Genomic DNA, 11,974 nt, shown 5'->3' on the forward strand with positions numbered 1-11,974 from the left:
TTGTTTCGAGCATCCGGATATGAAAAAGGCGGCCCCAGGGCCGCCTTTCGCACAGGTATGTTGCATTTTTATCGCTAAGACGGCCGCACGTTCTTTGACGCGCCGGTCGGCTGCATGATGCCTCAGGAGCCAGCACCGCTAAGCGTGGTGACCGCGCGGCGATTCTGCGACCAGCAGGAGATGTCGTCGCAAACCGCGACCGGACGTTCCTTGCCGTAGGAAATGGTCTTGAGACGGCTGGCCGAGACGCCCTTGGCGACAAGGAAGTCACGGGTAGCGGCGGCGCGGCGGGCGCCGAGCGCCAGATTGTATTCACGTGTGCCGCGTTCGTCGGCATGGCCTTCGACGACGATGGCATACTGCTTGTACTGGTTCAGCCACTGTGCCTGACGAGCCAGCGTCGTCTGCGCGTCGGCACGGATCGAGGTCGAGTCCGTATCGAAGAAGATGCGGTCACCGATGTTGACGGTGAAGTCCTGCGCCGAGCCGGGCGTTGCCGCGCCGGCGCCGTTAAGGCCAAGATCCTGAGCGCTGTTCGGCGTCTTCTTCGAGGCGCAACCTGCGATGGCGAGCATCGCCACCAGCGCGATCATAACCGGGTTTCTGGTAAGTGCTGCGATACGGCCCATGCCGCCTCTCCTTCGTATTTCGAGTGATCTAATTTGAGTGATTTCGTTGATCACCCAGTAACCACGTTTGGGTTAACCGGCATTCAAGAAACACGGTTAAAAATTGGTTTAGGCTGCCCGTCCGCAGCCGTTGGCGTGAGGCCACATTTCACGCGGACCCTAGGCGGAAATACGGCCAAAACGCGACCAAGGCATGGAAAAGGGGCCGAAACGGCCCCTTTTCAGCATGTGTGGCAATTCAGCCGAACCTATTCGAGCAGCGGCGACCAAGCGGGGTCCGAAGCGAAGTTCGCCGTCGGGATCGATTGCTCGTTGCGTCCGGTCAGATCGACCGAAACCAGTTTGGGGCCGCCGGCGGAATCGCGGAAGAACATCAGCACGCGGCCATTCGGCGCCCAGGTCGGCCCCTCCTGCTGGAAGCCGGAAGACAGGATGCGCTCGCCCGAACCATCGGTCTTCATGACGCCGATCTGGAATTCGCCGCCGGTCTGTTTGGTGAAGGCGATGAGGTCGCCGCGCGGCGACCAGACCGGTGTCGAATAGACGCCGTCGCCGAAGGAGATGCGGGTCTGGCCCGAGCCGTCGGCGCCCATCACGTAGATCTGTGCGCGGCCGCCACGGTCGGAGGTGAACACCACCTTGCTGCCGTCGGGCGAATAGGACGGCGAGGTGTCGATGGCGGTCGAATTGGTCAGCCGCGTCGTCGAACGGCTGCGCAGGTCCATGGCGAAGATGTTGGAATTGCCGTCATCGCGCAGCAGGCTCATGATCACCTTCTGGCCGTCGGGCGAAAAGCGCGGCGCAAAGGTCATGCCGGGGAAATTGCCGACCAGTTCGCGCTGGCCGGTCTCGATCTGCAGCAGATAGACCCGCGGCTGGCCGCTTTCATAAGACATATAGGTGATTTCCTGCCGGTTCGGCGAGAAACGCGGCGTCAGCACGATCGACCTGCCGTCCGAGAGATAGCGCACATTGGCGCCGTCCTGGTCCATGATCGCGAGGCGCTTCTTGCGCGCATTCTTGGCGCCGGATTCGTCAATGAAGACGACCCGGGTGTCGAAGTAGCCCTTCTCGCCGGTCAGCCGCTCATAGATCGCGTCGGCGATGATATGGGCGACACGCCGCTGATTGGCGTCGTTGGCGAAGAACTGCTCGCCAGCCATCTGCTGGCCGGCAAAGGTATCCCACAGCCGGTACTGGGCGCGGATGCGGCCGTCGGCTTCCTTGCTGACGCTGCCGGTGACCAGCGCCTGCGCGTTGATCACCTTCCAGTCGTCGAAGCGCGGCGCTGCATCGGGGTTGGTGATCTTCTCGATAAAGGCGCTCTTGTCGATTGGCGCAAACAGGCCCGAGCGCTTCAAATCGGCGGTGACGATCTGCGAAATCTGCGCCCCAAGCGCGTCGCCGCCCTGGAAATCCGTGATGGCGATCGGCAGCGGCTCGACATTGCCCTTGTTGACGTTGAGCTCGACGAGCGCCAGCGCCGGCAGCGTGCCGGCCGCGGTCATGCCCATCGCCATTGCTGCGATCATCAGGAGCGGCTTGAGGATTGATTTCATGTCTTCTCGCTTCTCGTACTGATTTTCGGATGCGCGGGCCTAGAGGCCGAGCATTTCCCTTGGATCGAAGGTGACGCGGACGTCGGCCCAGATGTCCTGCTTGCCGGCAGGAACCTGCAGGCCGGTGACATCGCATTTTTGCACTGCACGAACCGCACTTTCGTCGAACTGACGGTTTCCGCTTGACGTTTCGACCGCCGGGCGCCCGTCCAGCTTTCCGGAGGCATCCAGGTTGAACCGCACGACGACGACGAAGTTCTCGGAACCTTCCAGGCCCGCGGGAAGGGTCCAGCAGCCGCCAAGCTGGCTTTCCAGGGCGCCCATTTCGGACCTGGAAAGCTTCTGGCCCTGATCCTTGTCGCCGCCGAGCGACGCCTGCTGGGTCGAGCGCTTGGCGCCGCCGCCGGATGGCTTCTGCTTGTCGAGCAGCGCGGAGATCTCGTCGGCGTTGAATTGCTTGTCATCGGACTTCGGCTTCGACGACGCTTCCTTGACCGGCTTGTCGGCGTTCTTGCGCTCCGGCGCCTTGGCGCTTTCGGCCTGCGCCGGCTGCGGCTTCGGCCGTGCCTCCGGCGCGGGCGCCGAGTCGGGCAGCTGCGTCGCCTCGGCGGGGGGCTCCTGCGCTATGGCTTCGGCGACGGCGTCGGGCTTGACCTCGGGCGTCGGATCGATGGCGGCGGTCTTGTCCTGCGGCGGCGGGGTTGGCGCCGGCTTGGCCGGTGTCGGCTTGGGGTCGGGCTGCTTGACCGGCTCGGGCTTGACCTCTTCCTTGGGCGTCGGCGCCGGCGCCACTTCCGTTGGCGGCGGGGGCTTGGGCGTCTCCTGCGGCTTCGGCACGTCCTCGGGCTTCGGCTTTTCGATCGGGGTCGGCGCGGGCGGCGGAGCCGAGGTCATGTCGACGGGCTTGGGCTTGGCTTCCGGCGTTATCGGCTTGTCCGTGTCGACGCTGTTCTCGCCCACCTTCTGCGCATCCGGAACGATGTCCGGGCGCTGCGTCGGCACGGGTGCCGGCTTTTCATGCATCACGGCCTTCTTGTCGCCCTGCAACGTCTGCGCAATGGCTTCCATCGGAACGATGTCGACCGCGACCGACTCGACGTCGGACGACGGAAGCGCGGCCGGCGCCGTCAGCGTGAACAGGCCAAAGGTCAGCGCCGCCGCATGCAAGACCACCGATGTGGTGAGGCCGGTCTTCATCTTCTTGTCTACTGACCCTGTTCCTGCAATGAAACCAGACCGATGTTCTTGTAGCCGGCGGCCGAAATGCGGGCCATTACCTTCATCGCGGTGCCATAGTCGGTGGACTTGTCGCCGCGGATGAAGATGCGCTCCTCATAGCCGGTCTTCGAGATTGCCTGCAGCTTGGCCACCAGCTCCTCGATCGGAATTTCGGTTTCCTGGAGATAGATCTGGCCGGCGGCGTTGATCGAGACGGTAATCGGCTGCGTGTCGGCATTCATCGCCTTGGCCTGCGTATCCGGCAGGTCGATCGGCACGCCGACCGTCAGCATCGGCGCCGCGACCATGAAGATGATCAGCAGCACCAGCATCACGTCGACCATCGGCGTGACGTTGATCTCGGACATCAGCGCATGGTGACGGCCGCGCCGCCTGTGGCCGCGTCCGCCGCGTCCTCCTCCCATGCCCATGGACATACCCATCTGCTACTCCTCAGGCCTTGGGGGCCACTTTTTCATCGATTTGGCGCGAGAGTATGGCGGAGAACTCGTCGGAGAACCCCTCCATGCGCACTGCTATCTTGCTCGCATCGGACGACAGCTTGTTGTAGGCGATGACGGCGGGGATGGCGGCGAGCAGGCCGATGGCCGTCGCCAGCAGCGCTTCGGCAATGCCTGGCGCAACCACCGCGAGACTGGTGTTCTTGGAGCCGGCGATTGCCTGGAACGACGTCATGATGCCGATGACAGTGCCGAACAGGCCGATGAAGGGTGCCGCCGAGCCCGTGGTGGCGAGGAAGCCGAGGCGGCCCTCAAGCTTTTCCATTTCGCGCGTCAGCGCCAGGTCCATCGCCTTGTCGATGCGGGTCTGCAGGCCGAGCGGCGTTTTGGCGCCCTTCTCGAAACTCTTCTTCCACTCGCGCATGGCGGCGACGAAAATGGCGCCCATGCCGGTTGTCTTGCGATCGGCGAGCGTGCGGTAAAGCTCTTCCAGCGACTGCCCGGACCAGAACACCTGTTCGAACCGGTTGAGCGCCAGCCGCATGCGGGCATAGGAAACCAGCTTGTCGACGATGATCGCCCAGGTCCAGACCGAGGCGCAGAGCAGGCCGATCATGACCAGCTTGACCACCCAGCTGGCCGAAACGAACAGCGACCAAACCGACAATTGCGCGCCCGGGTCGGCGAGTGCGATATTTTCCATCGTTACGTCCTTAAGATTTTCCGGGCGAAGCTGGCGGCTGGCCCCTGGCATCCCTTGTGGTCGGTTCGCACGAAGCGACCGGAACAACCCCAAACTGTGCCGTTCTCGGCCTTTTCGGGGCAAATATTGGTGAAAGGAAGGCGCTCGGATAACGCCAATCTTCACCAATCTCTTCATGAACCGTTATGGTTAAGGATGGGTTAGTATATAAGGCGCGGCGCATTGCCACGCCTACTGACAATGCGCAAGCCATCGCTGTTGATCGCAATGGGGCTAATCAGCTGCGGGCAAGGCCTTGGGCATGAACGCCGCCACCCATTCCTTGGGAAAGCGCCTTGGGCGGCCATTCTCGCCGATGATCGCCGCCTCGACCTTGGCCTCGACCAGCACCTCGTCGCCGCGCTTGAGCTGCTGCGCCATGAAGATGCGCGCACCGGAAATGTCCTCAGTGCGGGTGTCGACCGTCAGGATGTCGTCGATGCGGGCAGGGCCGCGAAAGTCGATCTCCATGCGCCGCACCACCCAGACTATTTTTTCGCCATGCTTACCGTCGGCGAGTTCGGTGTGATGCACGCCGGTCAGCCGGAGATAGTCGGAGCGGCCGCGCTCGAAGAATTCGAGATAGCGTGCATGATAGACGACACCGGAGAAATCGGTGTCGGCGTAATAGACCCGCGCCATCAGCCGGTGGCCGAACGCTGTCAGCGCACCGGAAATGCCGGCCAGCAGCGTCGCCGATTCACCATGATCGCCCATTGCGCTTCCTTTTTCAGCCCCGACGAGGCACCTGTTTCCCGCGTGGCAGCATCGGATGGCACTGTTGACGGCGATGATCAAGACCTTGATGGCGGTGTTGCTTGTGCTCGCGGCGTTGGTGTGGCCCAGCCAGGCGGCAACCTTCTCGATGAAGCGCGGCCTCAATCTCGACCAGTGGACGACGTGGCCGGGCGAAGACCAATGGGGCGATGCCAAGGCGATCCTGCCCTATCCCGAATGGCGCAAATTCCTTGGGGAAGACGACCTCAAGGCACTGAAGGATGCGGGCTTCGATTTCCTGCGCATGCCGGTCGACCCGTCGCCTTTCTTGTCCGGCCAGACCGTGGCCTTGCGCGACAACCTCTATGCCAGCGTGCTGGACTCGGTGCGCATGATCAACCGCGCCGGGCTGAAGGTAGTCGTCGACATGCACCTGATCCCGGCCGGCGGCAGCCGCAAGATCGGCATGGCGCAAGTGATGGACGACCCGCAGACCTTCGATCTCTATGTCGAGATGGTGCGCAGGATGGCGCGCACGCTGGCGAGCGAAGATGCCGCCGAGGTCGCTTTCGAGCCGATGAACGAACCGATCGTCGATTGCGACAGCGACGGCACCAGCCTGTGGCCGGACCGCCAGCGCAAACTGTTCGCCGCAGCGCGATCCTCGGCGACGAAACTGACCCTGGTGCTGACCGGCGCCTGCTATTCCGCCGCGAGTTCGCTGGACACGATCGACCCGAAGATGATCCCCGACGACAACGTCATCTGGACCTTTCATTCCTATGATCCGTTCCTGCTCACCCATCAGGGCGCGACCTGGGCCGGCGACTTCATTCCTTACGTGACCGGCCTGCCCTATCCGTTGACCGCGGTGCCCAAGGCGCAGCTTGGGGTGACGCTCGACACCATCCGCGCCAGGATCAAGGCCGAGGCGCCATGGACACGGCAGAGCGGTCTGCTTGCATATCTCGACGAACAGGTCGCCAGCATGGACAGCCCCGACAAGCTGCTCGGCTTGATGGATGCGCCGTTCGAAAAGGTCGAGACATGGGCGCAGGCCAACGGCATCAAGCCGGAAAACATCACCCTGGGCGAGTTCGGCATGATCCGCCAGGAATACGGCAACGCCTATGTGATGCCAGCCGAGTACCGGGCCGCCTATGTCAGGGACATGATCGGGCGTGCCGAAGCACATGGCTTCTCATGGTCGGTGTGGAGCTATGGCGGTGCCTTCGGCCTCGTCGACGCCTTCAACGGCGACAAGGCCGAGCCGGATGTAATGGACGTGATCCGCGGGCTGCGTTGATCGCTCAGCCAAGATCGATCGACAAGATTCCGGGCGCATTCAAAAAACGTGCCGACGCAATGCTGAGCCAGGCCCGAGACGACGGGACGGCGCGCTGGAAAATTACTCTTCCTGGAACAGGTTGATCTGCTGCTGCGCCAGATCTTTCGGCGCGTCGAGGCCGAGATGGCGCCAGGCATTGGCCGTCAGCATGCGGCCGCGCGGCGTGCGCTGGATGAAGCCCTGCTGGATCAGATAGGGCTCGATGATGTCCTCGATGGCGTCGCGCGGCTCTGACAGGCCGGCGGCGATCGTCTCGATGCCGACCGGCCCGCCGCCGAAATTGCGCGCGATCATGCTGAGATAACGGCGGTCGAGCGCGTCGAGGCCGAGCGCATCGACCTCCAGCCGGGTCAAGGCCTCGTCGGCGATCTTGCGGTCGACATGGCCGTCGCCGGCGACCGAGGCGAAATCGCGCACGCGGCGCAAGAGCCGACCGGCGATGCGCGGCGTGCCGCGCGCGCGCCGCGCGATCTCCAGCGCACCGTCGTCGCCGAGCGGCATCTGCAGGATGCGAGCACCGCGCCGCACGATCTGCTCCAACTCCTCGACCGTGTAGAAATTGAGGCGCACCGGAATACCGAAACGGTCGCGCAGCGGGTTGGTCAGTAGCCCAAGCCGCGTGGTGGCGGCGACCAGGGTGAAGCGGGCAAGGTCGATCTTGACCGAACGCGCCGCCGGTCCTTCGCCGATGATCAGGTCGAGCTGGAAATCCTCCATCGCCGGATAAAGGATCTCCTCCACCGCCGGGCTCAGCCGATGGATCTCGTCGATGAACAGCACATCGCCTTCCTCGAGATTGGTCAGCAGCGCGGCAAGATCGCCGGCCTTGGCGATGACCGGGCCGGAGGTCGAGCGGAAATTGACGCCGAGCTCACGCGCCATGATCTGCGCCAGCGTCGTCTTGCCCAGACCGGGTGGCCCGACGAACAGTACGTGGTCGAGTGCCTCGTTGCGGCCTTTGGCGGCCTCGATGAACACTTTGAGATTGGCCCGCACCGCCGCCTGGCCGACGAAATCGTCGAGCGTCTGCGGCCGCAAGGTCTGCTCGGCATCCTCGCCGCGTTTTTCCGGCGCAATCAGGCGGGGCGACAGGCTCATGACGCCTTCCTTGCACATGGCAAGCAGCTGAACAAGCGACGGTTCACCGCGCCAGTTCCTTCAGCCCGAAGCGGATCAACTTCGGTGCATCCGCATCCTCGCCCGCCGTCTTCAGCGCCGCCGCCACCGCATTGGCGGCGGTGTCGCGCGAATAGCCGAGATTGACCAGTGCCGAGACCGCGTCGGTGATCGGCGCGGATGCCACGCCGTCGCCGAGTTCCTGCTTCAGGCCGATGGTGCCCGAGGCGGTGCCGGCATAGGCCGGCGCCTTGTTCTTCAATTCGGTGACGATGCGCTCGGCCACCTTCTTGCCGACGCCGGGCGCGCGCGAAACCATGGCGATGTCGCGCAGCGCAATGGCGTTGGCGAGATCCGCCGGCGCCAACGTCGACAGGATGGCCAGCGCCACCTTGGCGCCCACGCCCGGCACATTGTTCATCAGCAACCGGAACCACTCGCGCTCGAGCTGCGACTGGAAGCCGTAGAGGCGCAGCATGTCCTCGCGCACATAGGTCTCGATGAACAGCACCACCGCTTCGCCCGGCGAAGGCAGCGCGGCCAGCGTGCGCGCCGAGCAATAGGCGACGTAACCGACGCCATGGATGTCAACGAGGCAATGATCCTCGTCGACCTCGTCGAGCGTGCCCTTGAGCTTGCCGATCATGCCAAACCTTTCATGGAAGATGGGCTCTCATGGGTGCGTCTCAGGAGAGATGATGTCGAGCTCCGGGAAGTAACTGCGGTAACGAGCAGCGTCGCGGGTCAAAAGACGATGTCCAGCGACGGTCGCGTGAGCGCCGATAAAGAAATCGGGCAAGGTTCTTTCCCTGATGCCACCGGCCCGGCGATAGCGGGAATGCGTGACGCCGGCAAGGAATGCCGCGTCCCAAGGTACAAGTTCGCGATCCATCTCAAGCATGTCGACTGCTTTTCGAAGCGCCGTTTCCGTCGCAATCAGCGGCGCCAACTCGGACCAGACGATCGTGTTGACCACCAACGCGCCGTCGCGGCGGCAGGAGGCGATTGCCGATGCCGACCATCCTTTCAGCGGTCCGGCTGGACCCCAAACGTCGAGCAGGACATTTGTGTCAATCAACGTCGAGATCTTCACGCGGCCCCCTCAACCACTCCATGTACTGATCGGTGGTCATGCCTCCCAGATCCAACGTCCCCTCCATCCGGTCGAGGACATCGCTGAACCTGCGCAATTTCTCTTCCTGGGAGAGGTTCTCGTTGACGGCAACCAGCCGTACGCCCTCGTCGGTGGCCACGAACTCCACCTCGGAGCCCGGGGCGATGCCCAGACGGTCCCTTATCGGCTTGGGGATTGTAACTTGCCCCTTGGTGGTCACGCGCATGGTAATACCTCAGCGGTATTACTTATCCCTGCAACGTGAACAAGTCAAGAACATAGCTAGCCGGCCAGCGCCATTCTGTAGGCCACGCTTTGCCGATGATGCGCGTGACAGATGGCGACGGCCAGCGCGTCCGCGGCATGTTCGGTGTCGAAGACGGCTTTCGGCAACAGCACCTTCACCATCATGTGGATCTGCTTCTTGTCGCCATGGCCGACGCCGATCACAGCCTTCTTGACGGCGTTGGGCGCATATTCGGCGACGACGAGACCCGCACGCGCCGGCACCAGCATGGCGATGCCGCGTGCCTGGCCAAGCTTCAGCGTTGCCACCGCGTCCTTGTTGACGAAGGTCTGCTCGACCGCCGCCTCGTGCGGCATCGCGCTGTGCAGGATATCCGCCAGCCCGTCATGCAACTGGCACAGCCGCGTTGCCAGCGCCGCCTTGTCGTCGGACTTCACAGTGCCGGAAGCAATGAAGCGCAGCGAATTGCCGAGGCTTTCGACGATGCCCCAGCCGGTGCGCCGAAGCCCAGGGTCGATACCGATGATGCGAATCGCTTCCGCCATTTGCCGAGTTTACCTCCGGCGGACAGCGATGCCAGCGAAATGTGAACAAACCGGAAACAGAAGGCGGGCCGAGGTTTTAACCCCGAGCGAAAGCCGTGTTGAGCAGGCTGATCTGGTCGGAAACCGGATTGAGGCGGCGAGCCATCGATTGCATGTCGATCAAGGCGCCCGAACCATAGATCTCGTCGTCCATGCGGCGCACCAGTGCTTGCAGGCGCAGCGAGCGGGTGACGAGGTCGAGGAAATCCTCGGGCAGCTCGGCCCAGCCGGTGGCTTCGTCATGGGCGGAAGCGGTGTCGAGGCGCACCTTGGACTTTTCCGACGCGACCTGGTCGCGGGTCATCTCGCCGGAATTGGCGGCGCGCTGCAAAAGCAGCCAGGACGCAACCTGCATCAGCCTGGTGGTCAGCCGCATCGATTCGGCCGCATAGAGCGTGGCGCCCAGCCGCGACAGTTTCTTTGCCTCGGCCCGGCCCTTGCCGTCGAGATATTCGGCGGCCTGTTCGACCAGGCCCATGCCTTCCTGGTAAAGCGGCTTGAAGGATTGCGAGAAAACCCGGCGCTCCGCCAGCTTGACGGTTTTCGCACTGCCCTTCGAAGGCTCGTTCATTGATACGCCCCTGCACTTGCAACCGGCCGATTCGGCTCCCTGCCGATACACCCGGAACCCTATCTGACTGAAGCTTGAAAATGCGCTTCGTCACTGGCGAAGGCAAGCACATGTTTAACAGAAGGTTAACGGCGAGCCGCCATTGGGCGGCCCCCGCTGAGATGCGGACAAAAGGGAAATGAAGACAAAAAAAGAGCCGCGGATAAGGCGGCTCTCAGGAGTTAACAGGGAGGCGTCAAACAAAGTGGCTCCAACCACTCGGTAAGAATCCAGATCACTGGATAAACATAGTAAACACCTGTAAAGCTTAATGAAGCCTTAACGGCGCGGATGTTTTTTGACCGAACGCCGCCATACTGTGCCGTAACAGCACATCATCTCCTACGTCAGGCTAGCTCAGGCTGTCCTCCAGACGGCGGGCAACGCGATGAAGGCAAACAACAGCATGGCTGCGTAGAAGCCCATCGAGGAGGCCGCCACCAGCGGTTCGACCGCGGCATTGCCGGCAAGCAGGAAATAGAGGCCGATCAGCAGGCCGATACCGCTGATTGCGGTCAGCCAGAAATGAACGGTAGCGAGCGTCTTCTGCCCGATTGCCGGAAACAAATGGTAGAAGAAGGCGAAGACCGCCGACATCAGCCATCCGGCCACCATCGTGTGGGCGTGGGTCGGCATCTGTCCGTGATCCTGGCTGATCGCCATGTACAGGCCGAGCGCCATGCCGCACAGCGAATAGATGATGGCCAGGGTGAAGAAATTCCGTGCTATCCCTTGCATAATGGTCCCCCGAATTGCCTTTTCCCGTTTGCGGGAATGGGTTGATCGTCAGGCGATTGTTGTCGCCACCGGGCTCCCGGCATTGGCGCACTAGCATCGGCAGCGTATCCGGACGATGTCGCGCCAACCCCTCCCGACATCCGTATATTAGCAGAAAATCAGATAGTGCATTCACAATCTCGGCGACTTCGTAAGTTGAGGGCAGGCTGAAACAGAGCCGGATTTTTCGCGACATCGTACCGAAACAGGCACCGCGCTAAACGCCCGCTCCTCTGACGGCGGCGCCATCCGCGCCGCCACAAACCTGACCGGAACACTGCAGGAGCAAACCATGGACTGGTACTCGATCGTCAAATTCCTCCACGTCACTACCGCCATTCTGTGGGTCGGTGGCGGCTTCGTGCTGTTCCTGCTGGGCATGCTTGCCGAGCGGGCGGGCAACATAGAGGAAAAACTGCAGGCAATGCGCGCCAGCGGTCAGCTGGGCGGCAGGTTCTTTGCGCCGATGTCGATGCTGACGCTGATTTTCGGCCTCATCATGTGCTGGTTCTGGGTCGGCTTCTCCGACCTGTGGATCCTGATCGGCCTGGCCGGCTACGCCACGACCTTTTCGATCGGCATGTTCATCTTCAAGCCGACCGGCGAGCGCATGGGCGAGATGATCGCCAGGGAGGGCGTCACGCCAGCCGTTCTTGCCATCGGCCAGCGCATGATGAGCGCGGCACGCTTCGACTATGCGGTGATGCTGGTGATCATTGCCGACATGGTGTTCAAACCGACCGTGCATGACATCGGCATCCTCGCCGGCATGATGCTGGTCGTCGTGGTGGGTGCCACGCTGGCGTTTGGCGGTAACCGTCGCCTCCTGCCAAGCCCCGCCTGACCCTGATG

At 62.8% G+C, this 11,974-nt stretch carries 15 protein-coding genes; 2 read left to right on the forward strand and 13 right to left on the reverse strand.

What is annotated here, in order from left to right; translation table 11 throughout:
* Positions 1-122 precede the first annotated feature (122 nt).
* The 6 genes from pal to ybgC form a co-directional block, all read right to left on the reverse strand.
* The gene (gene pal / locus NKH52_RS14955) at positions 123-629 is read right to left on the reverse strand and encodes a peptidoglycan-associated lipoprotein Pal (protein WP_352731052.1); all 507 of its coding nucleotides are present in this window, start codon (positions 627-629) and stop codon (positions 123-125) included.
* 248 nt (positions 630-877) lie between these two features.
* Positions 878-2,161 (reverse strand): Tol-Pal system beta propeller repeat protein TolB, encoded by a 1,284-nt coding sequence (gene tolB, locus NKH52_RS14960; protein WP_502908031.1) that lies wholly within the window; start codon positions 2,159-2,161, stop codon positions 878-880.
* A 66-nt stretch (positions 2,162-2,227) separates the two neighbouring features.
* A complete protein-coding gene (gene tolA / locus NKH52_RS14965; RefSeq protein ID WP_352967255.1) occupies positions 2,228-3,385 on the reverse strand; it encodes a cell envelope integrity protein TolA in 1,158 nt (385 codons plus the stop codon).
* Between the two features lie 8 nt (positions 3,386-3,393).
* Complete coding sequence (gene tolR / locus NKH52_RS14970; protein ID WP_352731046.1) at positions 3,394-3,849, reverse strand: protein TolR; 456 nt, start codon at positions 3,847-3,849, stop codon at positions 3,394-3,396.
* 10 nt (positions 3,850-3,859) lie between these two features.
* Positions 3,860-4,570 (reverse strand): protein TolQ, encoded by a 711-nt coding sequence (gene tolQ / locus NKH52_RS14975; protein WP_023811854.1) that lies wholly within the window; start codon positions 4,568-4,570, stop codon positions 3,860-3,862.
* A 273-nt stretch (positions 4,571-4,843) separates the two neighbouring features.
* A complete protein-coding gene (gene ybgC / locus NKH52_RS14980; protein WP_352731045.1) occupies positions 4,844-5,326 on the reverse strand; it encodes a tol-pal system-associated acyl-CoA thioesterase in 483 nt (160 codons plus the stop codon).
* 55 nt (positions 5,327-5,381) lie between these two features.
* On the opposite strand from ybgC, the gene NKH52_RS14985 reads away from it, so the two are divergent.
* On the forward strand, positions 5,382-6,632 hold the full coding sequence (locus NKH52_RS14985) for a glycoside hydrolase family 5 protein (RefSeq protein ID WP_352731042.1): 1,251 nt from the start codon (positions 5,382-5,384) through the stop codon (positions 6,630-6,632).
* A gap of 102 nt (positions 6,633-6,734) precedes the next feature.
* Here the strand turns inward: NKH52_RS14985 and ruvB are convergent, their stop codons facing one another.
* From ruvB to NKH52_RS15020, 7 genes are all read right to left on the reverse strand, one after another.
* A complete protein-coding gene (gene ruvB / locus NKH52_RS14990) occupies positions 6,735-7,772 on the reverse strand; it encodes a Holliday junction branch migration DNA helicase RuvB (RefSeq protein WP_023811851.1) in 1,038 nt (345 codons plus the stop codon).
* 43 nt (positions 7,773-7,815) lie between these two features.
* Entirely contained in the window at positions 7,816-8,436 is a 621-nt protein-coding gene (gene ruvA, locus NKH52_RS14995; RefSeq protein WP_027037190.1) for a Holliday junction branch migration protein RuvA, read from the reverse strand.
* A 27-nt stretch (positions 8,437-8,463) separates the two neighbouring features.
* On the reverse strand, positions 8,464-8,883 hold the full coding sequence (locus NKH52_RS15000; RefSeq protein ID WP_127296187.1) for a type II toxin-antitoxin system VapC family toxin: 420 nt from the start codon (positions 8,881-8,883) through the stop codon (positions 8,464-8,466).
* Positions 8,861-9,130 carry an AbrB/MazE/SpoVT family DNA-binding domain-containing protein gene (locus NKH52_RS15005; protein ID WP_027162524.1) on the reverse strand — a complete coding sequence of 90 codons (270 nt, stop codon included), beginning with the start codon at positions 9,128-9,130 and terminating at the stop codon, positions 8,861-8,863. Before NKH52_RS15005 ends, NKH52_RS15000 begins: the two co-directional genes overlap by 23 nt.
* A 56-nt stretch (positions 9,131-9,186) precedes the next feature.
* The gene (ruvC, locus tag NKH52_RS15010) at positions 9,187-9,696 is read right to left on the reverse strand and encodes a crossover junction endodeoxyribonuclease RuvC (protein WP_352731039.1); all 510 of its coding nucleotides are present in this window, start codon (positions 9,694-9,696) and stop codon (positions 9,187-9,189) included.
* Between the two features lie 76 nt (positions 9,697-9,772).
* The gene (gene rcdA / locus NKH52_RS15015; protein ID WP_352731037.1) at positions 9,773-10,306 is read right to left on the reverse strand and encodes a protease adaptor protein RcdA; all 534 of its coding nucleotides are present in this window, start codon (positions 10,304-10,306) and stop codon (positions 9,773-9,775) included.
* Positions 10,307-10,702: 396 nt separating this feature from the next.
* Complete coding sequence (locus NKH52_RS15020; protein ID WP_352731034.1) at positions 10,703-11,083, reverse strand: hypothetical protein; 381 nt, start codon at positions 11,081-11,083, stop codon at positions 10,703-10,705.
* Positions 11,084-11,414: 331 nt separating this feature from the next.
* On the opposite strand from NKH52_RS15020, the gene NKH52_RS15025 reads away from it, so the two are divergent.
* A complete protein-coding gene (locus NKH52_RS15025) occupies positions 11,415-11,966 on the forward strand; it encodes a DUF2269 family protein (protein ID WP_352731031.1) in 552 nt (183 codons plus the stop codon).
* The last annotated feature ends 8 nt before the right edge of the window (positions 11,967-11,974 follow it).

Source organism: Mesorhizobium sp. M1066 (genome assembly GCF_040318635.1).
Taxonomy (GTDB): Bacteria; Pseudomonadota; Alphaproteobacteria; order Rhizobiales; family Rhizobiaceae; genus Mesorhizobium.

Excerpts from the sequence above, each read along its gene's own strand:
- NKH52_RS15025 (WP_352731031.1), top strand. The coding sequence starts at position 11,415 with ATGGACTGGTACTCGATCGTCAAATTCCTCCACGTCACTACCGCCATT.
- pal (WP_352731052.1), bottom strand. The coding sequence starts at position 629 with ATGGGCCGTATCGCAGCACTTACCAGAAACCCGGTTATGATCGCGCTG.
- NKH52_RS14985 (WP_352731042.1), top strand. The coding sequence starts at position 5,382 with ATGGCACTGTTGACGGCGATGATCAAGACCTTGATGGCGGTGTTGCTT.
- NKH52_RS15020 (WP_352731034.1), bottom strand. The coding sequence starts at position 11,083 with ATGCAAGGGATAGCACGGAATTTCTTCACCCTGGCCATCATCTATTCG.
- tolR (WP_352731046.1), bottom strand. The coding sequence starts at position 3,849 with ATGGGTATGTCCATGGGCATGGGAGGAGGACGCGGCGGACGCGGCCAC.
- NKH52_RS15005 (WP_027162524.1), bottom strand. The coding sequence starts at position 9,130 with ATGCGCGTGACCACCAAGGGGCAAGTTACAATCCCCAAGCCGATAAGG.
- rcdA (WP_352731037.1), bottom strand. The coding sequence starts at position 10,306 with ATGAACGAGCCTTCGAAGGGCAGTGCGAAAACCGTCAAGCTGGCGGAG.
- ruvC (WP_352731039.1), bottom strand. The coding sequence starts at position 9,696 with ATGGCGGAAGCGATTCGCATCATCGGTATCGACCCTGGGCTTCGGCGC.
- ybgC (WP_352731045.1), bottom strand. The coding sequence starts at position 5,326 with ATGGGCGATCATGGTGAATCGGCGACGCTGCTGGCCGGCATTTCCGGT.
- tolA (WP_352967255.1), bottom strand. The coding sequence starts at position 3,385 with ATGAAGACCGGCCTCACCACATCGGTGGTCTTGCATGCGGCGGCGCTG.
- ruvB (WP_023811851.1), bottom strand. The coding sequence starts at position 7,772 with ATGAGCCTGTCGCCCCGCCTGATTGCGCCGGAAAAACGCGGCGAGGAT.
- tolB (WP_502908031.1), bottom strand. The coding sequence starts at position 2,161 with ATGATCGCAGCAATGGCGATGGGCATGACCGCGGCCGGCACGCTGCCG.
- tolQ (WP_023811854.1), bottom strand. The coding sequence starts at position 4,570 with ATGGAAAATATCGCACTCGCCGACCCGGGCGCGCAATTGTCGGTTTGG.
- ruvA (WP_027037190.1), bottom strand. The coding sequence starts at position 8,436 with ATGATCGGCAAGCTCAAGGGCACGCTCGACGAGGTCGACGAGGATCAT.